Genomic DNA, 26294 nt, shown 5'->3' on the forward strand with positions numbered 1-26294 from the left:
ATTAATTCATTGCTTTATTAAAATATTCACTTGCCTTTTCGCCAGCAATTTCCTTAGCTTTTTGGAGGGATTCTTTATTTTTATCGATATCTTCACCCAACATTTCAAGCTTTTGTTTCATCAAATTTCTTTTTTCAATATATAACGTATTGGGCGCCTTTCCCTTAACAGTTACACTGTCCTTATTAGCACTAGATTTTGCAATTTGTACGTCCTTTGCTGTGCTTTCAATATCATCTAGTGCAAAACTCAAATTAAATTCTAATCGCTTATATTGTTCAGCTTTTCTTAAATATCCAGAACGAACTTCAATTTCATGCGCAATCTCTTCAGCATGCTTTTTAATATCTTTAAATTTCGACTTAACCATTGTTTCAATATCATTAAAATTCATAACATACCTCCCTCCTATTTAATTCATTGCTATTTAAACCATCTAATCTTTTGATAAGCTTGGTTTGCGACCATATATGCTTCATTTTCTTTAATAACAGGTTCTCGTTGAATAAATCTAAATTTAAAGAATTGTTGGTCTGAAATACGAATACCTATACTAAATTGGTTAATCATTTTACGTGCAACATCAATCTGTTTATCATAAGCATCTATTAATTCTTTATGAATGCCGACAAATAAAATGTTCAAGCCAAGTTCTGGTCCTTTTGTAATAAGCTTTTTAACATCATCTTCCGGAATATACGTGCAATCAATAAATGTTTTAAAATCATTGATAATATAAAGTGAATCTTTTTCAAATGGGCCGTCCATTTCTCTTTGTTTTAAGTCTTCAATCATTAGTTGATGAATCGCTTTAATGTCTTCTCTTTCTTCGGCAAAGTTAGCCACTTGATGCCTATAAGCTTTAAACTCTCCACTTGAGTCTGCGATACAAATCGCATATTTTTCATTTAATATGTCAATTTCTTTCATCATAATTTCAGCAATATGCGCAATTTCTCTCGGATTTTCTGATGAAATCATTGCTGGTTCAGTTAATTTAATTTTTTGTAGTGTAACACCTTCATAATCTAATCCAATTGGTAAAGCACCATTTGCAACTATATCCGGTAAGCTTAATGATTCTCTGTAATCTTCATATTTAATTTCATCTGGCATCATAGGAATATCACTTGGTGTTTCACCTTTATAAAATTCTGTCATCGCCGATACTTCATCATTAATTTGATCATTATATGATTTGGTCTCATCATGTTTAAATGGTTGGCCAATATGGAATGATACGTTGTCATCGCTGCTTAACAATGCTCGACCCACTACATCTTTAACCGCAAATTTTTGCTGTCCTACTACGTTCGACACCTCTGATTTATCATATAAAAACATGGCGATACGCGTTTTCATATTAATGTACATTGGTGTTTTCATAGCGTTAGCTCTTGAGGCAGTTAAGGTTACTTGCATGTCTAATGCTAGCCCTTCACGTGTCATTTTAATCATCATATTTTCAAAAACTTCTTGGAAAGGTGAATCTTTTACTGCGTCAAAGTTATCAATAAGAATAAAGACATGCGGAATTGTTTCACCAGTTAATTTTCGATATTCAGAAATACTAGTGACACGATACTGACTTAAAATCTTCTTACGACGATCAATTTCATCATTAAATATACGTATCGCCTTAGCAATCTTGTCTTCTTGATCTACTGTAAAGTAATCAGCGACATGCGGTATGTCTGTGACTGGCATCAAACCATTGGTACCGAAATCGAACAAGTACATGTGTGCTTGATCAGGACGATGGTGTCTTGCAACATCGAAAATAATGTTGTGTAAGAACGTTGTTCTACCATATCCTGGACTTCCGATTAACGCGATGTGACCAGCTTTTTTCAATTGCAATACCATCGGCCCTTGATATTGTTCTTCTGGTACGTCTTTAAGTCCTAATGTTAATTCCACTTCTTTTGCATCATCTGACCATAATTTTCTGAAATCTGTTTCTACTAAATCTTCTTGATATACATTTTCTGGTAATGGTGGTAACCATGGACGCTTAACTTCTTCAATTTCTAATCGTGTTGTAATAGATTCGATATGATCGATAACCGCTTCTAACTCAGTTTGGTTTTCTTTCGTTTCTTCATCTTCAAGTCCACTCAAGTCTTTGTTGATTGCTTGAAGTTGACCATAGTCATTAATCATGTAAATCGTCTTATCTTCAACTTCTAATTTATCGCCTTCGATGTCATATGTTGCACCACTCCATGCAGATTGGAATAATTCATAAATTTCATTATTACCAACTTGTAAATACGCACGACCTGGTAATGTAATGTCTGCTGCATCTGGTGTTTTTAAAATTTCATTACTGTCTTGTCTATCTTGTACTTTTAATGCCAATTTAAATTTAGAGTTAGACCAAATTTGGTCATCAACAACACCCGATGGTTTTTGTGTCGCAAGTATTAAATGAATACCTAACGAACGTCCAATACGTGCCGTTGATACAAGTTCTTTCATAAAATCAGGTTGTTCTGATTTTAATTCGGCAAACTCATCGGAAATAATGAATAAATGTGGCATTGGTTCTGTCGCAACACCTTCTTTAAATAACTTATGGTATTGATTAATATGGTTAACATCATGTTCTCCGAATAAACGTTGACGTTTTCTCAATTCGGCTTTGATTGATGTTAAGGCACGCATCGCTTCATCGCCATCTAAGTTTGTAATCGTACCAACTAAATGGACTAAATCTTTAAATAAGTTCGCCATACCCCCACCTTTATAGTCAATCAATAGGAATGCAACTTCATGCGGGTGAAAATTAATAGCTAAAGATAAAATGTATGATTGGATAATCTCAGATTTCCCTGAACCAGTGGTACCAGCAACTAAACCATGTGGTCCGTGTGCTTTTTCATGTAAGTTCAATGATAAAATGTCATCTTTACCTCTTACACCTAAAGGTACTGCCATCGTTTTGTATGTTTCGTTTTGTCTCCATCGATTAACCACATCAAGCTGATCTACTTCTTTCACGTTATACATCTCTAAAAATGTAATACTATCAGGAATTGCATTTTTCAAATGTTCGACGTGTATCAAATTCGCCAAACGTCGCGCGATATATTCTTTATCGACGTTATCAATATTTTCAGGTGTAAATTTCAATTGAACTAATTCTTTTTCTTTCGTAATCAGTTCGCCTTCAGTACGAGACTTAATATCAATAATGGTATCTACATGCTCTGGCAAACTTTCAATCACATCTTCAACAAAGATTAATGAAATACCATATTCTGATAAATCTTGGTTTACATATTCTAAAATGACATGATCAATAATTAATGACATATCTGTAATGACAAACACTAATTGCGGTGTGAAAATAATTTGCTCATTACTTCTGCTGCGTTCACGCACAGCTTGGATACGTTCTTTAATCATGCTATAAATTGACGTTAAAATTTGGTCACGTGTTCGTTGATTGTAAACAAACCCTCTAATGTTTTGCCCTCTCAATGTCATATGTGGCAACCAACGTGCCCATTTCAATGTTTCAACTTCATCTTCACGTGTCACAAATAGAAACTCTAAATCATGATAACTATGGAACGTTGATAATTGGATTAGCATTTTCTCCAATTCTTCTAAAATGAGATGTCGTGCACCAATATATGCAATCGGTCCATGATTTAAATCATTGATTAATGGTGCTTGTTCTACATCTGTATAAAATTCATACAATTCTTTAGCATCGTCGAATAGTTCATCACGACGTTGGTTAAATTCTTCTTCTTGGTAATCTAATTTGAATGACTTTTCTACATTCGCAATACCTAACTTATAATGTAAGAAATCGTGATGATGTGATGTTTTTTCATATATTCTTGGTGCTTTCGTTTCAACGATATCTTTAATTTCAGCAACCGTTGGATAATGATAATTCAAACTAAAACGTTGTGCTTTAATCGCTTTATTAATTTCTTTAGATTTATTATCCAAATAAGCTTTGTAATCTTTCTCTCGTTTTTCAACATCTTTGTTATACTTTTTCTTTTCAGAGAAATACGTTGTAATACCAAATACTATCGTTACTGTACTCATACCAATCATCATTAAAATATAAATACCAATTGGTCTCACTAAAAAGATGACAACAGTTAAAGCAATCATTACTAATGGCGGTATAATGGAACGCCATATCACTGTATTGTTCTTCTGTATTGGCTGTGGCGGTCTTTCAATCTTAATATCATCGGTCGGTTCACGGTGAATAATCCTTGGCGAACGATGGTACGTATTGTAATCATCTGCCTGTGCATGTGGCATCTCTTGTGTTAAGCGAATTAATGACGATGCCACTGTATTCTGACTCAATATATTTAAACCATCAGCTTGTACTTCGAGCCATATCCCTTCAACATAAATATGATCACCAATGTAAGCTTTGTTCGTTAATTGCTCTTGTAGTTCATAGTTAATATACACATCTGTATTTTTATCGTGCACAATGCGTACGTATTGTGATTCTTGTATTGATTGAAAATCTTTAATAATGATGGCATTCATCAAGCTTTGAATAACCATATCATCATACGCATTTGGCCCAATTGTCATCGTATCTTGAATTGAAGGATAAGCAAATGATGCATAATCAGCTTCTGTATAAAGCTGTAATGTAATGTCATCAAGGTCACCTTTTCTAACAAGCACCTTATTAATAGAAGTATGATTCGCTTGCCAAGTACCTTGATTATTTTGTTCTAAATGAATGACTTCGCCTAACGATTTCAACGTAATATCTGCACGCTCGTCTTCGCTAATAGTATATGTCTTACCATCTCGCAAATTGAGCATCTTCAATTGTTTGTTATATTTTATAATCAATTTATGCATTGTCTTTGCCTCAGTCCTATACTATTTTTTTCTTTCAGCTTCTTGACGTTTTTCTTTATCTTTTTGTGCTTGTTCTTTTTGTTTCTTTTCGTTCTCTTCTTGTTGCTTTAATTTCTCATCTTTCGCTTTTGCTTTCTCTTCTTCAGATTTCGCTTTTTCATCTTTAACTTGTTTTTCTTTGTCTAAAATATCTTGCAATTTATCGTTATACTTTTTCGTTTCTTCAGAACGTTTATCATTCGATAAATCTCCGTTATTTTTAATCTCATTTAATTTATTAATCAACGCTAACTTTGTAATATCGTTATCATCTAAATAAGTGGCAATATTAATCGCTTCATCAAGATGTCCTTGTCCTAATTCCATCCAATATAATAAGTAGTCTTTGTTTGAATTTGGTGTCACGTTATTAAGTAAATTTTCTTTCTTATCTTTTTCTAAACCTTGTTTATTTGTTTGGATATAACTTTTGGCATAAATGTAAAGTGCCTCTTTATCTAATTTTTTTCCATCTAAATCATCATACGTATTTAGTACTTGCGTATAATCATCCTTTACAAATGCTTGGTATCCTTTTTCAATGCGCTCATTATGCTTCATTACTGAAAAATATAAAAAGGCTAAGAATGCAATTAATAAAACACTTAACGTTGTCATACCGATAGCAACCCATTTGAAAACGGTATGCCCTACTTTGCGTACATATGCATAATTTTGACTATAATCTTGTTCTTGTTTCTGATACTGTTCATCTAAAAATGCCGTTAGTAAATCTAAAGTTGCCGCTTCAATAACTTTAGTTTCAAATGGCGTTCCTTTATGTAGTTCTAAGTTTCCTTCAACTAAAGCATCAAATGATTGTTTCTCATTGAATGCACAGATAACCAGTGCTTTATATCTTGTTAAAAATTCAGCTTCTGACACAGGTAATGGATCAACAACATTTTGTAACCCTCTTGTTTTAGCAATTGGTAATCCATCTCTTGTGAAAAATAATTCATCTGGTGCCAACACAAATGTGTAGCGTGTACGATTTACTTCTTCTAAATTTTTGATATTGAGTAAGTAACGTAATTTTTCATTTTTAGTAAATGATTTAATATTATCAAAAGGTGTATGATTGTCATTAATGTCATAATGTATTTGGAAACTGTCACGTAGTTCAGTTAATTCAGCATCTATAAAATATGGAGAATGTTGTTCTAATAAGTACATTAAATGAAAATGTTCTGGTTTAATTGAAGACTTAGGAATCTCTCTCATATCTAAGCGTAATTTTGTTTTAGCTGCTTCTTCAGCATCTAAAGGCGTTAACATATCTTGCATTTCATTTTTAGGGTTATGATTTTTAACCATCTATTTTTCCTCCTATAGTAACTTCAAAATATCTCCATCAGCGATTTGATAATCAATGAGTCGATCATTTTCAACAAGTAATTGACCTTTCGTCATCACTTTAATTTGTGTATTGACATCAAATATTGAAATGTCCAAACTATCCAATACTAAAGCTATTAAGTTTTTTATCGGTAAATATGCTGGTACTGCTAAGTCATATGTGCCGTAATTATAATTAGTAAAATCAAATGTTACTTTTACGTGCTGATTCATTTTTCGTTCGTCTCCCTTTATGAATTGAAAAAATGACAAATCCTAAAGTCAAAAAAGCCCCTACAGACATCAAAATGTACGGGAATATTTTTTTCTCCTGCTTGTTTTGAATATAGGGGCTTTTATCACTCTCCGAAGTCTTTTCTAAGTTAGATTTGGAAAATAACACTTTTTTAGTTTCATTCAAGCGAGTCGAGTGACTCGCTTGATTTTGAAACATATCATTTTTTATTTGTTGTTGTCGTTCTTTTTTCTGCTTAGCAATCGCATCATTAACCGCTTTGCTGTCTTTATTAAATAGCGTTGTATCATATTGATTTAAATCATTATTGATTCGCTTTTCCTCTTCTTGTTGCACATCAATATTAAGTCCGCCATTATTGCTAGATGCTGTTAAAAAAGTTAAAGCAATCACGCTATTCATCAACATTAGATTAATCTCTCTTTCTTAAAGTGTTTTACAAACATGTTCAGTACAAAGCCAATAATCACAAGTACTGTTAATATTACTAGCGCCAAGCCTATAGGATGCTCTGCATTTAAATAATTGAAGAACATGTTATCGATATAAGATAATGGTGAAATTTTATTAGTCACACCTTGTCCAGCCGCTTTCAAATTATTCATAGCTACAAAGTATAGACCCAATGCAGCAATCATTAAGAACATACCGATAGATTTTACCTGTCTTAGTAAATACGTATTAATAAGTACGAAGACCATCATAGTTAAAATAACCATTAAGATGAATTTCGCTCTATAGCCAGCTAATACATGGAACTTATTCATTGCAATTAAACCGACAATTAATCCTTCTACCAAACCAGTTGTACCAATAACACCTGACGTAATGACATTATTCCAAAGATGGTTTTTACTACTATAATCATCTTTAATGAAATTCATTTGTCCTTTGGCACGTTCATAACTATAGAAAATATATGCTGTAATCATTGATAGTAAATACATTAATAATACGAATAATGTCGGTGAAATCACGTCTGTATTACCATTATTAGCTAAAACATTTTCTAAGTTTTTCTTTTGAACCGGATTACTCATAAATGCTTTTAATGCTTGGTTTTGTCTGTCGCCATCTTTAGAATTTTGTAATACTTTTTTAAATTCTTTAGCGAACAACTCATTATCTTTATCGTTTTTAGCCATTTGACGGTTCAAGTCATTCGCTCTTACGCCTAATGCTCGACCTGTCGCATGTAGCTTATTAACATTATTGTCGACTTGATTTAATTGGCCACTAACAGAATCTGCAATTGATTTTGATTCTTGTGTATCTGATAGCAATTGCGTACTCTTTTCAGAAATTCTACTAATTTCTTTATCTAAATTTGAAGACATCGTATTAAATTCATCATTTTTGCCTTTATCAATTTTTGGTTCTTGTGGCTCTTCAGCAAATGTCTTTTTAACGTTTTCTAACTGATCAATCAGCTTAGAAATATCTTCTTTATTTTTTGTTGTATTCTTTTTGTTATTTAAAATGTCATCAATCAGTTTGTCTGAGTTTTCTTCCATTGAATCAATTTGATGTAACACAGCTACTTTATCGTCTTTGAAACTTTCCATGTCATTGATAACTTGGTCAACCATCATATCAATTAAACGTTTATTGTCGAATGGTTTATCTTCTCTGCCTTTTGTATCTGTGTACATTTTATAATGTGCATCAAACCTAGATAATGCACTCAATTGCTGGCTTAATGCATCTTTCGATAAGCGACCATCAAGGTTATGATTCAATGTTACATCCACAACACTCGTTGCTTTCTTATCATTTGGTTCATCTTGACGATTTGCTTGTCCAAATAACAATTGTAAATGCATTGTTTTATCTTTTAAGAAATCTTTCTCAGCATCCTTTTTCAATTTAGCAACGCCATTGACTTCAACTTTATATTCCTTGTTAGATGTATCGAGTTGAACACTTTGATCCTTAATATCATATTTTTTACCATTAATTTTAATGTCGCCTTCAAAATTAAAATGAGGATCTGTTGCAACAGTTAATTGATTAATATCATTACTTTTAATCGTTTCAGTACGTTGCACTTTGACACCATCATTAATCAAACTACTTGTGTCTTGCGCAACTTGGTTATCATAATCTGTTAAATTAATGTGTTCTGCTAACGGTTTTTTCAAATTATATTCGTTTTTATAACGTTTTGCTTCTTTGACAATTGCTTCGTATTTATTAGCTTCATCCTCATTTAAACCTGCAGCTATAAAGTCTTGTTTAGACATGTTATAGATAAATGTTGTATCTGTATCAGGTTCTTTGACAATATCATCATGAAGTTGTTTCTCTAAGTTTTCAGCGAATTGAGCATTGTTCATTTTAATGCTATTTAGCGCATCTTGTAAGTCTTTGTTATTTGCAAGCTCATCTTGTAGTGATTCTGTTAATTGCTTACGATAGTCTTCAATCATACCTTTTGAAAATGGTGACTCTTGTGATTGAATGATTTCTCTTAATTTATCTAAGTTTTCTTTAACAGTTTGTTTATATTCTTCTTTACCTGTATCTTGCATACTTGATTGTTGATCAATTTGGCTGTCCATCTGTTTTAATGCATTGATATAGTTATCAAGTTCCACGCTATCTTTTTGCAATTTATAATCTTGTAACATTTTATCCATCGCTGTATTGTGCTCGTCAAATAATGAATTTTGTTTTTCAATTAAAGTCGAAACATTATAATCTGTGTTCACTCTGAACGTATCTGAATTCGCACTCAATAATGATTTATTGTATGTTTGGAACCATTTTGTAATATCTTTGTTTGCAGAAATTGAATTTACAAGCGTATCTGTAAATAATTCCGGGAAGTCGTTAATTGGATTTAATAAGTAATTCGAGAATTTACTATTCACACCATGTTCACGCGTCATAATAGCGCCAACATTTTTTTGTGCATTATGTAAATTATCAATGATGCTTGTTAAATAAATTTCGACTAAGTTTTTGTTAAAGTCGTTAAGTACATTACTTACAACTTTTTCTGTGTTTTTAGCTACTTCTTCTTTTTGTCCTACAGCTGTTTTATACTGTAGTGATATTTTCGATGGTGTTTTAGCGTCTAATTGCATTGCCAATTTTGAAAAGTTTTCTGGGATAACAATCATGACTTGGTATCCGCCATTTTTCAAACCAGACTCAGCAACGTTTCTTGTTACTGTTTCAAATTTATAGTTTTTCTCATTTGCTAACCTTTTAATAAATGCTTGACCCAGCTCAACCTTTTTACCGTTATATGTCGTTGGTTGATCCTCGTTAACAATTGCGATATGTATTTTATTATTTTTATTACTTACACTTTGGGATCCTTTTTCTGATTGATCTCCATATTTTGTTTGAACAAAAAATATCATACTAACTATGGCAATTATAATAATTAAAGTGACAATTAATGCATAAATCCAATTTTTCTTTTTCATGCTTATTTCCTTTCAGTTGTTTTCTTAAAAAATGATAAGCAAAGCCACATTAGAAAATGTGACTTTGCCAATTTCAGAATGCTTATTGCAAACCGAAATTATTAGAAAGTTGTTGGTCTTGCTCTTGAACGGCATCAGCAGTGCTATTCAATTGTTGTTTAATTTCTTCTAATAATTGTGCAAATTTTTCTACTTTAGGACTAAGTTGTTGGAATTGCTCTTCGAAACGGCTGAAAGCTTGACCTTCCCAGTTCGCTGCAATTTCACCTTGTGCACGTGTTAAATCAGATAAAATTTGACGGATTTGGTCTGAACCTTGCCCGTAAGATTGCGATTTTGCTCTGATTTCCTCTGGACTCATCTTAATCATTGCCATAACTAGAAACCTCCTGAATATTTTAAGTTTATCAAAACTTTTTAGGGACACTATTTTTTGAAAAAGTGCTCCTTACTCAAATAATATATAAATTATTAGTATATGTATATAGTTTTTTAAGTATTTTTAGCTTTTTTTAAATAAATATATTGAATATACCCATATATTTTTAATTAACCATTCATTTTTGTAATATAAATGTGTATACTAAAATTAAATTAAATACATAAAGGATTAAATGGTTATTATGAAGAAAACAATTTTACTGACGATGACAACTCTTACTTTATTTAGTATGTCGCCTAACTCGGCTCAAGCATACACGAATGATAGCAAAACATTAGAAGAAGCAAAGAAAGCACACCCAAACGCACAGTTCAAAGTGAATAAAGACACCGGCGCGTATACTTATACTTATGACAAAAACAACGCGCCAAACAACAATCATCAAAATCAGTCACGTACAAACGACAATCATCAACACGCAAATCAACGTGATTTTAACAACAATCAGTACCATTCTTCATTAAGTGGTCAGTATACGCACATTAATGACGCAATTGATTCACACACACCGCCTCAAACGTCACCAAGCAATCCTTTGACACCAGCAATACCGAATGTCGAAGATAATGACGATGAATTAAATAGCGCTTTTTCAAAAGATAACAAAGGGCTTATTACAGGCATCGATTTAGACGAATTGTATGACGAATTACAAATCGCCGAATTTAATGACAAAGCAAAGACTGCTGACGGTAAACCTTTAGCATTAGGTAACGGTAAAATCATTGATCAGCCTCTTATCACAAGTAAGAACAACTTATATACTGCTGGACAATGTACATGGTATGTCTTTGATAAACGCGCCAAAGATGGACACACGATTAGTACATTTTGGGGAGATGCTAAAAACTGGGCAGGCCAAGCTTCAAGCAATGGCTTCAAAGTAGATAGACACCCAACACGAGGATCAATTTTACAAACAGTAAACGGTCCATTTGGCCATGTAGCCTACGTTGAGAAAGTTAATATTGATGGAAGTATTCTAATTTCAGAAATGAATTGGATTGGTGAATATATCGTTTCATCAAGAACCATCTCTGCTTCAGAAGTTTCATCATATAATTACATCCATTAAATTAATCATGACATCAATAAAAAGCGACCAGTTCGCAGATTACAATTCGTAACACTGCAAAATTGGTCGCTTTATTTTGTATGTTATTCGATTATAAAATATGATGTCTACCTTCAAAATTGCAATAACTTGTCACCTTAAAGTTAACCGACATTTTCAAGAATCATTATGTAATCAAACTATTTTTTGTAGTTTATTAGATTTTCAATAACTTATTAAACATTATTATAACTAAAATTCTATTAATTTAAACAAAATTTAAAATAAACCATTTAATAAAATGTATTGTTCTGATATGATTAACTCATAAATAATTGGGAGGAAGCAAAATGTCTAAAAAGTTAAAAATTATAATTCCTATTATTATTGTCTTATTATTAATAGGTGGAATCGCATGGGGAGTTTATGCATTTTTTGCAAACACACCGAAAAATACATACTTAAAAAGCGAACAACAAACTGCAAAAATGTATAAAGATTATTTTAATGACCGTTTTGAAAACGAAGTGAAGTTCCAAGAAAAGATGAAAGATAATTCATTTTTATCTTCATTAGAATTAAGCGCAGATGCATCAGATGAAATTGTTAAGGGGCTTGGTATTCCTAAATCTGTTGTTAATGCTTCGAAAATTAAAATGTCATATGGACATGATCCTAAAAAAGAGAAATCAATGATTAATCTTGAACCAACAATAGCAGACTCTGCATTAGGGAAATTCCAGTTAGCTGCAGATAAAGATAAGCATTATTTCGAATCACCATTATTTAAAGGAAAATATAGTGTTAATAATTCTGATTTATTATCAACTTATTCAAAACTTACAGGTGAAGATGAAGAAACAGCAAAAGAAAATGGTATTACAAACCAACAACTAAATTTAAATACTCTTTTTAGTAATGCTCAAGCACAACAAAGTGACTACAGCAAAATTGCCGAAAAATATTCCGAACTTATTGTCGACAAATTAGATGACGATAATTTTGATAAAGGTAAAAAAGAAGAAATTAAGGTTAATGGTGAAAAGTACAAAGTTAGACCTGTCACGTTAACACTTAGCAGAGCTGACACTAAAAAAATTACATTAGCTGTATTAGAAGAAGCTAAAAAGGATAAAGACCTAAAAAAATTACTGGAAGAACAAGGTGCTACAAAAGACTTTGATAAGGACATCAAAAAAGCAATTGACGATGTCAAAGAAACTAAAAAGGATGAATTTGCTAAAATTCAATCTAAAATTTATACCGAAAAACATACGATTGTAAAACGAGAAATTACTATTACAGACAAAGAAAATAATAAAACTAAAATCAAAGGTACTAATACTTTAGAAGACGATAAGTTAAAACTAGATTACGCACTTGATTTCGATCAAGATAAATACACGTATGCTGAAGCGAAATATACAATTAAAGGCGTATCTTCTAAGGAAAAAGACAATAAATACAGTGATAAATACGAATTTGGTAAAAAGACAGAATATGATGAATCAAAAATCAAATTAGATAACCAAGAAAAAGTAGATGGCACAAAACGTCAAGATAAAGGTAAAATCACTGTCGCATTAGATAAATATAGCGACGAAAATGAATTCACTTTTGAAAATAATATAGATTCTGACGTAAAAAATAACACTCAGAAATCTACGTTAAATATCGGCATCAAATATGCTGAAGAACCAATTAATTTCATTTTAAAATCTAGCACAAAATTGAAAGCAGATATTGATTTTGATGATAGTGGTGCGAAAGATTTCAATAGTCTATCTTCAAAAGACCGTGAAAAACTTGAAAAAGAAATCGAAAAAAATGGCAGCAAAATGTTTGAATCAATTTTAAAAAAGGCATCTAAATAACTAAAATATAAAAATAAGATTGGAAGGTCATCTTGCCTTTCAATCTTATCATTGGAGGAGTGGTTAAATGAAAACAATACATTTGTTTCGCATCTACCACTCTTTTTTATTGAAAAAGTGGTATTTGATTATCTATTTACTATTTATATTAGCGGCACTCCTTATTACATTAACGACAATCCAACATGTAACAGAAGATGACAATCATTTTAATATAGGTGTCGTAGATAAAGATCAATCAAGTGAAACGAAATTAATCTTAAACTCTATTGGTAAAGGGAGTAACCTAGGTAAAAATGTGAGCATTAAAGCATATGATGATAAACAAGCACATACTTTGCTAAAACAGCAGAAACTTCAAGGCTACTTTGTCTTTGATAAAGGTATGACCAAGGCATTTTATAAACAAGGCGAACTACCAATTTCAGTATATACATATGATCAACAATCCATGAAAAGTGTCGTGCTATCTCAGCTAACAGATTCTGTTTACCAACGTCTTATGCGATCAATGGGTGGCATCTTAGCTTTTCAAGACTTAGCACCGAAAGCATTACATTCTGACAGTATCAATGTTATGACTGATTTGCTGATTACAGGATTAAACCGTTCAGGTGCATTTAACTTAGAACCGATTCATTTATACGATACGGGCAGTTATTATGCAATTACAGGATTTTTAGCAACGGTATTCATCTTTGCACTATCTTTATTTACAGTTTTGAAAATGAATCAAGATACTGTATTGAAAGCGCGATTGAAAATGTTTCATTTTTCTAAAGAGCGTTTGTTAATCATTCGTGCGTTGATTACATGGTTTTATACTATGTTATGGAGTATCGTTGGTGTAGTTTGGATTATGTTCAGTATTCCGAATACCTTTGAATTATATAATTGGCCAACGTTAGCCATTCATTTAAGCTATTATGTTACCTTTTTAATACTGTGGTTATTACTCATCGAACTTTTAACAACAGGCTTGTTGAATAGTATTAGTAAAGTCATATTAGCTATTGTCATCCTGGTGTTATCTGGTTTAACAATACCTACGATTTTTTTACAACATATAGCAAATGGCGTTTTCAATATTCAACCATTCGCGGTTGTAACAAATCAATTGTTAGAAATTATTTTAAACAACTACATTTTAGAACTGCACCCTAGTTTCTACCTTAGCTTCATCGCACTTTTGATAATTAATTTAGTTGTATTGGTTTGGAGGTATCGTCAATGAAGCCTTATTTACAACTTGTTGTGTTCAAGCAATGGTTACAATACATCTTGCTCGTAACAACCATTGTCATCGCACTCGTGCTTATTGGTATGGGTTACCGTGTAGCACATGACAACTTCAAAATACCGATTACCGTTCAAGATTTAGACCAAACCACTGCATCAAAATCATTCGTCAATAAAATTAAACAATCTGACTATGTAACTATTAAAAAAGTCGATGAAGATGAAAGCTATATTGAAGATGATGTTACTAAAAAGGAAGCTATTTTAAGTATGCAAATTCCTAAAGGTTTCTCTCAAAAATTAAAAGAGAACCGTTTAAAAGAAACGATACAGTTATATGGTAGAGATGACTTTATAGGTGGTATTGCTGTAGAAATTGTTAGTAGTTCATTATATGAACAGCAAATTCCTAACATTATTTATGAACACCTTGAGGATATGAAACAGCATCAATCCATCGATGCTATCAACAAGTCCTATCATAAACATACACCTGAATCTAAAATCAAATTTGTGTCGCTTACTAAACAAGCACAACACTCTATTTCAATTAGCTTAATCTTTGCGGTGATTTTATTTGTTAGCGCTGTTCAAGTAGTACTTCATTATCGTTTAAACCAACAAGCAGCATTGCAACGATTATCACAATATCATTTAAGCCGTTTCAAGCTATATAGTACTTATGTAATGACACATACGATCTTGTTATTGTTGGTACTATTGGCAGTTAGTCTATATTTGTCTCAACCACTCAGCTTAATATTTTACTTAAAATCACTGTTACTTATATTGATTTATGAGATAGGTATCGTCTTTATCTTATTCCATATTCAAACAATAAGTCATCGATTATTCATGACATTTATATATGCACTTGCTATGGGTATCGTATACTTGACCATTTTCATGTAAAGGAGCGTAACTGATGATAGAAATTAATAACCTTTCAAAGCGTTACCGTAACAAACAGATTTTCAATCATTTAACCATGTCCTTTGATAGTAATCGATTAACCGTATTACTTGGTGATAATGGCGCTGGAAAATCAACATTACTTCGTATGATTGCTGGTATTGAAAAAGCTAATGATGGAACTATCAACTATTTCGGCGAAAAATGGAATCAAAGACAAATACAAAATCACATCGGTTATGTGCCACAAGACATTGCATTATTTGAACACATGACAGTGGCTGAAAACATTAAATTTTTTAAATCACTTTGTAAAAATCCAATTAACGATACAACTATCAACGAATATTTACAGCAATTAAACTTTGATGATACGTCTGCCAAAGTATCTACATTGTCTGGTGGGAATAAACGTAAAATTAATATATTAGTAGGTTTACTAGGTCAACCTCGAATTCTCATTTTAGATGAACCGACAGTTGGTATTGATTTAAAATCTAGACATGACATCCACCAACTACTTAACATTATGAAATCTAAATGTTTAATTATATTAACTACCCATCATTTAGATGAAGTTGAAGCACTTGCAGATGATATCAAGTTAATTGGACAAGATCCTTTTTATCAACATGTTTTAGAGGACAAGCAATGGGCTTATACCTATTATTAAAACGAAAAAAATCCCAAGTTGCGTATGATATCGTAACTTGGGATTTACTGTATTATCTACTTTGTAAGTATGACGTTGGGTCTACTGCATATTGATTACCGATGCCACCAGACATACGTTGGAAGTGTACGTGAGGTGCTGTTGAATTACCCGTACTACCTGAATATGCAATTTGGTCACCAGCTTTGACTTTATCACCAGCTGAAACAGTTAAACGATTATTATGCATATACCATTGGTAGTTATTACTGTTCGCTTCTTTAATCGTTACTTGATTACCACCACCATAGTTACTCCAACCTGCTTGTACTACTGTACCATCAGTTAATGAGTAAACTGGTGAATTTTCAGGCATTGCATAGTCGACACCGTAATGCGCACCACCACCGTGATATTGTCCATATGGTTGTAGTTGTTTACGACTTGTTAACCAGCTTGCGTCTTTCGCATGACCACTAGCTGTCGCTTTACTTGCTGAACCGCCATTTTGATTAGATGTGCCATTAGGGTAATTAACCTTTCCATTACCATTATGACTGTTATACGCTTGGTTGTTGTTACTATGTGAATAATAGCTCGCGTCTGGGCCTACATTTGATTGATAACCATATTGATTAATGTGTTGTTGGCTTTGACTCGCTGTGTAGTCATTGTTATCTCCTGCTGTTGCTGGATTCACATATGTTTGACCGCTTCCATTGGCATTTGCATTTTTTGGATAACAGTTATAAAAATAATGCGTATGTCCTTGTGCATCTACGAATGTATAGCTATATTCTTTATTATCAAACATTGCTTGATTCCAGTTACCATCAGGTGTGTGATGATAATCCCCATTAGAATCAATTGTATAATAAGTACCATAAGATACGTCTTGTGATTGTGTTGACATTTGTGTATGTGCTTGTTGGGTGTTTGTCGTTTCTGCTGCATCTGCTTGATGCGCCATTGTAAATGTAGCGAAGCCCATCGTTGCAATCGCTGCTGCTGTTAATTTTTTCATGTATAAAACATCCTCCATTAAAGTTAAAGTTAGTTTTCAATTAAACTGTACTGCACATACTAAAAGAATTAGACAACTGAGTAAAGGATTTAATTCTCATTTTCCAACTATTTAATATTCCCGAAATGTTTTACTAAACTCATTACATTGTCATTACAAAATAGCCATACATTGATATTAAAATGACATCTCTCACTGCATTCGTTTAACCTTTTATAAATTTTCAAAATTAACAACTAATCATTCGTCCATGTTCGCGGTTCAACGTTAATGTATGATAGTAATCATCTATCAAATCATATCAACCAAATTCCACTATCAATCGCTATTGATTGTCATTCAACTTTCTAATAGTGATATGCTTCTCAGGCTTAAAAATCGTCATATCTTTTCTATTAATTAATTCATCTGTGAGCTTTAATGCTACTATTTCATTGCTGCCATAATACTTAATATATAACGTTCTTGTAGTTAAATTTATTACGGTCTGATACATCGTATAGTGATTGTCAGCATCATGCGGACGTACAATTCCAATCGGTATATTTACCGCATCTAATAAATAAAATGCATTCATTAAATCCATTTCTTTATCATTGTTTTGAGCAATGTTTGCTTTCATAAATGCCATTCTCACAAAGCGCTCAGTTGAAGTAAATCCACCTGGCAATCCAAATGTACCTGCTTCATTGCCTAAAGGTTCAATCGTTACACCTTCCAATAAATTTGCTGTTGCTGGATAAGGAGAAATATTGATATATTGTCTTAAATTACTATAATGCCAATCTAAGTCTGGATGATTTGTTAAGACACCAATAGGGTTATCTTTTATAACCACTTCACCCTCTTTAAATGAAACTTCGACTGAATGTCCAGTTGCATCGGAAACATGATAATGCAATGGCGGAACTTCACCGATATCATTTAAATATACAGCTACAACATGTATTTGGGATGCTTGTTGTTTCATATCTTTAATGCTTGTTGTATATCCCAAAATCCATGTCACAATTTCATTTTGCGTAATATTCATCGCGTCCGCTTTGTGTGTTGATCCATATGAACTATAACCTCGGAAATATTGTGTTGAAATGGCAACGCCATGTTCATTAACACCATCACCATAAATAAAACCTTCCATATCTGTTCCTGTACCAATAAAGCCATATTGCGTTTGGCCTGTCGTGCCAGTGCGAGATGTCCAACGATAATTTCTAGGCGTCACTGCTGGCGAACCATCTAATGGATAATCATAATCCATCGTGCGTCCAAGAAGTACTTGATTATTTAAAGTTTGTATTGTGAATCCTGTGCACATTGTTCTCACTCCTCTGTACCTTCATTTACTTTAATCACTTTCAAATAAAGCTGTTTCACTTAAACATACTATAAAAAATCAATCATACAAGCAATTAATTGATATTCATTCTCAATAACTGTGGTATGATATGTAAGGAAATCATGACTTATGTGTGAGTGAACGATCATCTATACATCCGTTCACTTCATCTCATGACTTTCTATATTTAATTTTTACAAGGAGTGACATCTGTGAATAACACACAATCTTCACCACGCAGTAATATTATTATTGCGATTATGTTGTCTGCATTAACATATTGGTTGTTTGCACAATCATTTATTAATATAGGACCTCTCGTTGGTCAAACATATCAAACCTCTCCTGCCGTGTTAAATTTATCTATTAGTTTAACTTCCTTCGCCACAGGTATCTTCATGGTGGCTGCAGGTGATATTGCTGATAAAATAGGACAACTGAGAATGACATACATGGGTCTCATAATCAGTATGTTTGCATCTCTTCTATTAATTATATCGGACATCACTGCACTGCTCATCATCGGTAGAATTTTACAAGGTCTATCAGCAGCTATCTTGTTACCTTCAACAGTTGGCGTTTTAAATAATCAATTTAAAGGAGATCATTTAAGACTAGCGATTAGTTATCTAATGATTAGTACTGTTGGTGGCATCGGCCTAGCTGGTGTTATCGGCGGTTTAATCGCCACAAATTTTGGATGGCAAACGAATTTCATCATTAGTATAGTCATTGCTTTCATTGCCATATTGCTTCTAAAAGGCACACCTGAAAAAGTAAATCAACATAGCCATCGTCATCCATTCGATTACAAAGGTATGTCTATTTTCGCTGTTATGATTGGTAGCTTTACATTATTGTTAACACAAGGATTCGAACAAGGTTGGTTTAGTACATTTTCATTCATTTGTCTGAGCATTTTTATCATCACTACGTTGATATTCATCATCATCGAACGTCGACATGAAGTACCTTTTATTGATTTCTCAGTATTACGCAACCGTCCGTTCATTGGTGCATTTTTAAATAACTTTGTTTTAAATAGTGGTCTGGGCGTAACAGTGGTCTTTTTCATATATGCTCAAACACACCTTGGTTTATCAGCTGCGCAATCTGGACTTGTTACATTGCCATATGCCATTGTGGCAGTTGCGATGATTCGTTTAGGTGAAAAAGCAACATTACGTTTCGGTGGCAAATTGATGCTCATCATTGGTCCGTTGTTCCCTGTCATCGGCATCACTATTATTAGCATGACATCACTTCAACCATCACAATATATCATTGCTGTTGTTATTGGGTTTGTCATTTGCGCAATCGGAAATGGTTTAGTCGCAACACCCGGTCTTACAATTGCAATTTTCAGTATGCCTAATGAAAAAGTTGGTTTAGCTACAGGATTATATAAAATGAGTGGCACACTAGGTGGCGCCTTTGGTATAGCACTAAGTACTACAGTTTTCAGTATGTTACAACTAAACTATGCACCAAGTGTAGCTGCAACTGTAACATTTATCGTTAGCATTGTATTAATGATACTCGGCTCATTGTCTGCATACATGATCATTCCAAAAACAGTTAAATCTTAAATATAATAGAAGAATCATGTTTCGAAATATCTGTATCACTTTAAAATGATACGCATCAAATTCAAGAAAATAAGCGAACTGAATAAATAAAGATTCAATTAACGCATCAGTATTAGGATTCACTCTAAAACGATTAATAGTTTTATAAGAAGGTGTTTGATCTTGAGCTAACCACATCATTCGAATACTGTCATGAAGTAATTTCTCTATTCTACGACCAGAAAATACAGATTGAGTATATGCATATAAGATGATTTTTAACATCATTTTTGGATGATAGGGTGTTGCGCCAGGATGATGTCTGAATTCATCGAATTCGCTATCAGGTATCGTTTCAACAATTTCATTAACATATCGCGAAATATCATTTTGAGGAATTCTAACAGAAGTTTCTATTGGTAGTGTAAGTTGGGCAAAGGGTCTTATTTTTTAAAGTATTTCAAAGTAAAATTACATGTTAATACGTAGTATTAATGGCGAGACTCCTGAGGGAGCAGTGCCAGTCGAAGACCGAGGCTGAGACGGCACCCTAGGAAAGCGAGGCCATTCAATACGAAGTATTGTATAAATAGAGAACAGCAGTAAGATATTTTCTAATTGAAAATTATCTTACTGCTGTTTTTTATGGATGTATGTCCCAGCCGCTTACTCTAATTATATTCACTATCAATTAGACAAAATGGCCATTTTCAAATATCACGCGTTGTTTCTGACCTTGAATATATTTATTATAATTGTCCTTTTGAAAATCAGTTAACATTAATTTAGATGTACCGTATTTTAACACTTTTTGCATTGTTTCTATTCTCATTTTTCTAAATAACCATCCATCTTTTAACACAATACGATTAACAGCATCATATGATAATTCTACTGTTTCTTTAATTTCAAATGTCTTGAATGAAATAATCGTGCACATTAAAAACGTATCACCAAAGTAATAAACATCTAAATCATCACGTTTATGTTGTCCAACTAACAAACGACCATATTCGAACTCTTTTTCTGGATATTTCAATTCTAAAAAACTAATAATCTCTTCTTCTTTTAATTTGAATTGCATTTAAAAACATCCTCTCTTAAGTTTTAACAAGCCTTAATTAAAAATTTTTTCAATCACATAGTTCAATATACATCATTTCGTTATGTTTTTTAATACTTTTTTCAAAAAACAAATATTTTATTCTTTAAAATAATGACTTTTGTATTTTTCATCGCAATAAACATTTTAAAATTCTTGTTATCATAATCATTAAAAGTTATTTAACCTTAATAATATATTCTCTCGCCTCAACTTTAATCGCATACTATAGGCGTCTGTTTGTAGACAATAAAAGTCATGCACGTCTGCGTATGTCATCAAATGTTTATCATGATATGATGAATATAATAATCGGGTATATAACTGTATGATTAATTACACAATAAAGAGAAGGAATATAATATGAAAAAAGTGTCAATTAAAGATGTTGCTAGAGAAGCTGGTGTATCAGTTACTACGGTGTCACATATTTTAAATCATAATGATAGTCGTTTTTCCACAACAACGATAAAAAACGTACATGCTGTTTCAGAACGTTTAGGCTATGCCCCTAACAAACATGCAAAACAATTGCGCGGCAGTAAAATTCAAACTATTGGCGTCATTTTGCCTAGCTTAACAAATCCGTTTTTCTCAGCACTGATGCAAAGTATTCATGACCATAAACCATCTGATGTTGATTTATGTTTTTTAACATCTACAGCAACTGATTTGTATGACAATATTAAACATTTAATTGATCGAGGTATTGACGGATTAATTATCGCACAATACATTTCATCCCCGGATGCCCTAAATAACTATCTAAAGAAACATCATGTACCTTATGTCGTACTGGATCAAAATGACCATCAAGGCTATACAGATTTTGTTCGGACGAATGAATATCAAGGCGGACAACTTGCAGCACAACATTTAATAGAACTCGGTCACAACAATATGATGATTGTTGCACCATATGACATGATGGCGAATATGTCGACTCGTGTCGCTGGATTTGTTGATACTTTGCGCGCGAATCAATTGCCCGAACCACAAATGGTCCATACTGAATTATCTAAGCGCGGTGGGCTAACCATTGTTGATGACATCATGGTTCAATCTGCCACTGCAATCTTCGCTATTAACGATGAACTCGCTATTGGCATTTTACGAGGACTAATTGAACATGGCATCAGTATCCCGAAAGATATCTCATTAATAGGTTATGACGATATTGATTATGCCGCGTATGTCACGCCACCTTTGACTACTGTGGCACAACCTATAACTGATATTGGCAAAACATCTTTAACCTTATTACTTCAACGATTACAGCACTTAGATAAAACCATTGATATGATTGAATTACCAACGACTTTAAAAGTTCGTGCAACAACTGGCTATCATCTTTCAAACTAACTACGTATCTTCCGAAATATACTCATCATTGTTATGCCCTTAGCGTTGCTTTAATGCTGAGGGTTTTTAATCATAATTATTTCACTAAGAAATTAAAATAATAATGTATGAATTTTTAAATATGATTTAAACGTTTTCAGTTTTTATGAAAACGCATGCATTTTACAAATAAAAATGGTACGATGGCACTGGTAAAACGTTTTACTAAAAACAAATCGTGAGGTGTATAACATGAGCATTGTTGCATTACTTATCGGGTTAGGCCCCTTAATTGGCTGGGGCTTCTTCCCAACAGTCGCTTCAAAGTTTGGTGGTAAACCTGTACATCAAATTATCGGTGCTACTGTAGGTACGTTAATCTTCGCTATTATTTTAGCCGTAATCACATCAAGTAGCTTCCCTACTGGAACAAATTTACTATTCGCCTTATTATCAGGTGCAGGATGGGGATTCGGACAAATCATTACATTTAAAGCGTTCGAATTAGTCGGTTCATCTCGTGCAATGCCTGTCACAACAGCATTCCAATTATTAGGCGCATCTTTATGGGGTGTCTTTGCATTAGGAAATTGGCCGGGCATTGGTCATAAAATCATTGGTTTTACAGCATTAATCGTTATTTTAATTGGTGCGCGTATGACAGTTTGGAGTGAACGCAAAGAAGCAAGTAACGCCAAAAATTTACGTCGTGCAGTGATTCTTCTGTTAATTGGTGAATTTGGATACTGGTTATATTCAGCCGCACCACAAGCAACTTCTATTGATGGCCTAACTGCCTTTTTACCTCAAGCAATGGGTATGGTAATTGTTGCAGTCATTTATGGCTTTATGAATATGAAAGCAGAGAATCCATTTCGTAATAAAATTACGTGGTTACAAATTATTTCAGGTTTCTTCTTTGCATTTGGTGCCTTAACATATCTTATTTCAGCACAACCTAATATGAATGGTTTAGCAACTGGATTTATTCTTTCTCAAACATCCGTTGTGCTTGCTACATTAACTGGTATTTATTTCTTAAAACAACATAAAACATCAAAAGAAATGGTTATTACAATCATCGGCTTAGTACTCATTTTAGTAGCCGCTTCTGTTACAGTATTTATAAAATAAGGAGTGTAGATGTCATGAAAAAATCAGCTATTTTAAATGAACATATTTCAAAAGCAATCGCGACAATTGGTCATTTTGACCTATTAACAATTAATGACGCTGGCATGCCAATTCCAAATGATCATCGCCGTATCGACCTAGCTGTCACTAAAAACTTACCACGCTTTATTGATGTCTTAGCTACAGTATTAGAAGAAATGGAAATCCAAAAAATATACTTAGCAGAAGAAATAAAAGAACATAACCCTACACAATTGCAACAAATTAAACAATTGATTTCATCGGAAATCGAAATCATTTTCATTCCTCACGAAGAAATGAAAAGTAACTTAGCTCACCCATTAAATAAAGGTAATATTCGTACTGGTGAAACAACGCCCTACTCTAATATTGCATTAGAATCGAATGTTACTTTTTAAAAATTATAACTTGAAAGGAGCATACACATGACCAACAAAGTTGTTATTTTAGGTTCAACGAATGTCGATCAATTTTTAACAGTTGAAAGATATGCACAACCAGGCGAAACATTACATGTTGAAGAAGCACAAAAAGCATTCGGCGGAGGTAAAGGTGCCAACCAGGCTATTGCCACTGCACGCATGCAAGCAGACACAACATTTATTACTAAAATTGGCACTGATGGCGTTGCTGATTTCATCTTAGAAGATTTTAAAGCGGCTCATATTGATACATCATTTATTATCAAAACAACTGAAGCAAAAACAGGCCAAGCCTTTATCACTGTGAATGCAGAAGGACAAAACACCATCTATGTTTATGGTGGTGCGAATATGACGATGACACCTGAAGATGTTATTAACGCTAAAGACGCTATAATCAATGCAGACTTTGTCGTTGCACAATTAGAAGTACCCATCCCGGCTATTATATCTACATTTGAAATTGCCAAGGCACACGGTGTGACGACAGTATTAAATCCTGCACCAGCGAAAGCATTACCTAATGAATTATTGTCACTAATCGATATTATTGTGCCAAACGAAACAGAAGCCGAATTGTTATCTGGGATTAAAGTAACTAATGAACAATCTATGAAAGACAATGCTAATTACTTTTTATCTTTAGGCATTAAGACTGTTTTGATTACGTTAGGTAAGCAAGGTACATATTTTGCTACTAAAAATCAAAGCCAACACATCGAAGCTTATAAAGTAAATGCGATTGATACAACTGCTGCAGGCGACACATTTATTGGTGCATTTGTCAGTCACTTAAACAAGTCGCAAGATAACTTAGCAGATGCTATTGATTTTGGTAATAAAGCGAGCTCACTCACTGTACAAAAACACGGCGCGCAAGCATCTATTCCTCTACTAGAAGAAGTAAATCAAGTTTAAATGAATCAAACACAGCTATGATATGAAGGTTTAGCATATAACATGCAACATTCGTATATCATGGCTGTGCTTTTTTATCTTTATAAAACATCATCTATTAGAAATAATTTTCCACTAAACCTATGCTTGATGACTCATGTTTAGTTATAAATGAAGTGACAATTTTTTGTAATCTTTTTAACTTCCAAATTATCGCATATAAATATGCTATATTAATGATAATAATTATCAATTAACAGGAGGTTATGCTATGTCCAAAGAAGCTGGCCATACATTTTTAGCTAAATTAGGAAAAACTCGTCTACGCCCCGGTGGTAAAGCAGCAACAGATTGGTTAATACAACAAGGGGCATTTTCACAAGATAAACAAGTGTTAGAAGTGGCATGTAATATGTGTACGACATCTATTTATCTAGCTCATACATACGGCTGTCACATTCAAGGCGTTGATATAAATAAGAAAGCATTAGAAAAAGCACAAGAAAATATCTCAGCAGCAGGTCTTGAATCATATATTCAAGTTCAACAAGCGAATGCTGTTAAATTGCCCTTTGATGACAATCAATTCGATATCGTTCTAAATGAAGCGATGTTAACAATGTTACCCATTGCCATAAAGGAAAAAGCATTACGCGAGTACTACCGAGTCTTAAAGCCTGGGGGTATCTTGTTAACACATGATATTGTCATCGTTAATGAATCACATGCCACACATGTAGTTAAATCATTATCTGCAGCAATTAATGTCAATGTCTCACCGCAGACGAAACTTGGCTGGTTAGATTTATATTATCAAGCTGGTTTTAATCATGTACATTATCATACTGGTCCAATGAGTTTAATGACACCAAAAGGTTTAATTTATGACGAAGGTATTGTTGGAACTTTAAAGATTATCAACAATGCTTTAAAAAAAGAAAATCGACCAATGTTTTGTAAAATGTTTAAAACGATGACTAGACTGCGTAAAGATATGAATTATATTACTTTTGTCGCTAAAAAAGACCACTAAATATAATGCCACTAACTGTACTTTGTATCTATGTTTGACTGCTACTTTAATTTCTTTGTGACACTAATCATCTACTTAACAATATCGTTATCGTTGATTAGTAGGTCATCAATTTTGGTTAAAGACTTTTATAAACACTCAAACATTAACACTATACATACTTAGTTAGTGGCATTATTTTTTTCTTAAAATTTTAACATCACGGGATTGGAACAAAAATGTTAAAGGGAGTAGGACAGAAATGATATTTTCGCAAAATTTATTTCTGTCCCTCCCCAACTTTCATTGCCTGTTGAAATTGGTGTTC

Annotated in this window: 22 protein-coding genes and 2 pseudogenes; 11 read left to right on the top strand and 13 right to left on the bottom strand. The window is 32.9% G+C overall.

Annotated features, from left to right (window positions below):
- Position 1 precedes the first annotated feature (1 nt).
- The 7 genes from esaC to esxA all read right to left on the bottom strand — a co-directional run bounded on the left by esaC (position 2) and on the right by esxA (position 10309).
- Positions 2-394, bottom strand: coding sequence for a type VII secretion substrate EsaC (gene esaC, locus IDG45_RS02720; RefSeq protein ID WP_001010288.1), 393 nt, complete (start codon positions 392-394; stop codon positions 2-4).
- A gap of 29 nt (positions 395-423) precedes the next feature.
- Positions 424-4863: a type VII secretion protein EssC gene (gene essC / locus IDG45_RS02725; RefSeq protein WP_000549270.1), complete on the bottom strand. Its 4440-nt coding sequence runs from the start codon at positions 4861-4863 to the stop codon at positions 424-426.
- A gap of 21 nt (positions 4864-4884) precedes the next feature.
- Complete coding sequence (gene essB / locus IDG45_RS02730) at positions 4885-6219, bottom strand: type VII secretion protein EssB (RefSeq protein ID WP_000240338.1); 1335 nt, start codon at positions 6217-6219, stop codon at positions 4885-4887.
- Positions 6220-6231: 12 nt separating this feature from the next.
- Positions 6232-6474: a type VII secretion protein EsaB gene (gene esaB, locus IDG45_RS02735; protein WP_001071606.1), complete on the bottom strand. Its 243-nt coding sequence runs from the start codon at positions 6472-6474 to the stop codon at positions 6232-6234.
- On the bottom strand, positions 6446-6904 hold the full coding sequence (gene essA / locus IDG45_RS02740) for a type VII secretion protein EssA (protein WP_000928935.1): 459 nt from the start codon (positions 6902-6904) through the stop codon (positions 6446-6448). The genes esaB and essA overlap by 29 nt, the downstream gene beginning before the upstream one ends.
- On the bottom strand, positions 6904-9933 hold the full coding sequence (gene esaA / locus IDG45_RS02745; protein ID WP_206171547.1) for a type VII secretion protein EsaA: 3030 nt from the start codon (positions 9931-9933) through the stop codon (positions 6904-6906). The genes essA and esaA overlap by 1 nt, the downstream gene beginning before the upstream one ends.
- Before the next feature lie 82 nt (positions 9934-10015).
- Positions 10016-10309, bottom strand: coding sequence for a WXG100 family type VII secretion effector EsxA (esxA, locus tag IDG45_RS02750; RefSeq protein ID WP_001240826.1), 294 nt, complete (start codon positions 10307-10309; stop codon positions 10016-10018).
- Between the two features lie 247 nt (positions 10310-10556).
- On the opposite strand from esxA, the gene IDG45_RS02755 reads away from it, so the two are divergent.
- The 5 genes from IDG45_RS02755 to IDG45_RS02775 all read left to right on the top strand — a co-directional run bounded on the left by IDG45_RS02755 (position 10557) and on the right by IDG45_RS02775 (position 16127).
- Positions 10557-11450, top strand: a complete 894-nt coding sequence (locus tag IDG45_RS02755; RefSeq protein ID WP_000751201.1) for a CHAP domain-containing protein — start codon at positions 10557-10559, stop codon at positions 11448-11450.
- Positions 11451-11779: 329 nt separating this feature from the next.
- Complete coding sequence (locus tag IDG45_RS02760; RefSeq protein WP_046462931.1) at positions 11780-13303, top strand: DUF6583 family protein; 1524 nt, start codon at positions 11780-11782, stop codon at positions 13301-13303.
- A 67-nt stretch (positions 13304-13370) separates the two neighbouring features.
- Entirely contained in the window at positions 13371-14537 is a 1167-nt protein-coding gene (locus IDG45_RS02765; protein ID WP_031927792.1) for an ABC transporter permease, read from the top strand.
- Complete coding sequence (locus IDG45_RS02770; RefSeq protein ID WP_000806140.1) at positions 14534-15454, top strand: ABC transporter permease; 921 nt, start codon at positions 14534-14536, stop codon at positions 15452-15454. Before IDG45_RS02765 ends, IDG45_RS02770 begins: the two co-directional genes overlap by 4 nt.
- 13 nt (positions 15455-15467) lie before the next feature.
- Positions 15468-16127, top strand: coding sequence for an ABC transporter ATP-binding protein (locus tag IDG45_RS02775; RefSeq protein ID WP_000570070.1), 660 nt, complete (start codon positions 15468-15470; stop codon positions 16125-16127).
- 52 nt (positions 16128-16179) lie between these two features.
- Here IDG45_RS02775 and lytM read toward each other — a convergent pair whose 3' ends face one another.
- Positions 16180-17130: a glycine-glycine endopeptidase LytM gene (gene lytM, locus IDG45_RS02780; RefSeq protein WP_000736802.1), complete on the bottom strand. Its 951-nt coding sequence runs from the start codon at positions 17128-17130 to the stop codon at positions 16180-16182.
- Positions 17131-17455: 325 nt separating this feature from the next.
- Entirely contained in the window at positions 17456-18448 is a 993-nt protein-coding gene (gene bsh, locus IDG45_RS02785; protein WP_000337382.1) for a bile salt hydrolase, read from the bottom strand.
- 233 nt (positions 18449-18681) lie between these two features.
- Here bsh and IDG45_RS02790 point away from each other — a divergent pair, with 233 nt between their 5' ends.
- Positions 18682-20058, top strand: a complete 1377-nt coding sequence (locus tag IDG45_RS02790) for an MFS transporter (RefSeq protein WP_168784211.1) — start codon at positions 18682-18684, stop codon at positions 20056-20058.
- 75 nt (positions 20059-20133) lie between these two features.
- Here the strand turns inward: IDG45_RS02790 and IDG45_RS02795 are convergent.
- The 3 genes and pseudogenes from IDG45_RS02795 to IDG45_RS02805 all read right to left on the bottom strand — a co-directional run.
- Positions 20134-20484, bottom strand: a pseudogene (locus tag IDG45_RS02795) (transposase); the annotation flags it as partial.
- Between the two features lie 244 nt (positions 20485-20728).
- Positions 20729-21121, bottom strand: coding sequence for a hypothetical protein (locus tag IDG45_RS02800; protein ID WP_001159764.1), 393 nt, complete (start codon positions 21119-21121; stop codon positions 20729-20731).
- A gap of 49 nt (positions 21122-21170) precedes the next feature.
- A pseudogene (locus IDG45_RS02805) lies at positions 21171-21352 on the bottom strand (NADH-quinone oxidoreductase subunit L).
- 150 nt (positions 21353-21502) lie between these two features.
- On the opposite strand from IDG45_RS02805, the gene rbsR reads away from it, so the two are divergent.
- From rbsR to rbsK, 4 genes are all read left to right on the top strand, one after another.
- Positions 21503-22501, top strand: a complete 999-nt coding sequence (rbsR, locus tag IDG45_RS02810) for a ribose utilization transcriptional repressor RbsR (protein ID WP_000757898.1) — start codon at positions 21503-21505, stop codon at positions 22499-22501.
- A 231-nt stretch (positions 22502-22732) separates the two neighbouring features.
- Positions 22733-23614, top strand: coding sequence for a ribose/proton symporter RbsU (gene rbsU, locus IDG45_RS02815; protein WP_000029193.1), 882 nt, complete (start codon positions 22733-22735; stop codon positions 23612-23614).
- Positions 23615-23628: 14 nt separating this feature from the next.
- Entirely contained in the window at positions 23629-24033 is a 405-nt protein-coding gene (rbsD, locus tag IDG45_RS02820; protein WP_000747850.1) for a D-ribose pyranase, read from the top strand.
- Between the two features lie 27 nt (positions 24034-24060).
- Positions 24061-24975: a ribokinase gene (gene rbsK / locus IDG45_RS02825; protein ID WP_000182735.1), complete on the top strand. Its 915-nt coding sequence runs from the start codon at positions 24061-24063 to the stop codon at positions 24973-24975.
- Between the two features lie 97 nt (positions 24976-25072).
- Here the strand turns inward: rbsK and IDG45_RS02830 are convergent, their stop codons facing one another.
- Positions 25073-25207 (bottom strand): hypothetical protein, encoded by a 135-nt coding sequence (locus IDG45_RS02830; protein WP_001789470.1) that lies wholly within the window; start codon positions 25205-25207, stop codon positions 25073-25075.
- Between the two features lie 18 nt (positions 25208-25225).
- Here IDG45_RS02830 and IDG45_RS02835 point away from each other — a divergent pair, with 18 nt between their 5' ends.
- Positions 25226-25987, top strand: a complete 762-nt coding sequence (locus IDG45_RS02835) for a class I SAM-dependent methyltransferase (RefSeq protein WP_000031259.1) — start codon at positions 25226-25228, stop codon at positions 25985-25987.
- Positions 25988-26294: the final 307 nt, after the last annotated feature.

The organism is Staphylococcus sp. EG-SA-10, from assembly GCF_017151945.1.
GTDB classification, from domain to species: domain Bacteria; phylum Bacillota; class Bacilli; order Staphylococcales; family Staphylococcaceae; genus Staphylococcus; species Staphylococcus aureus.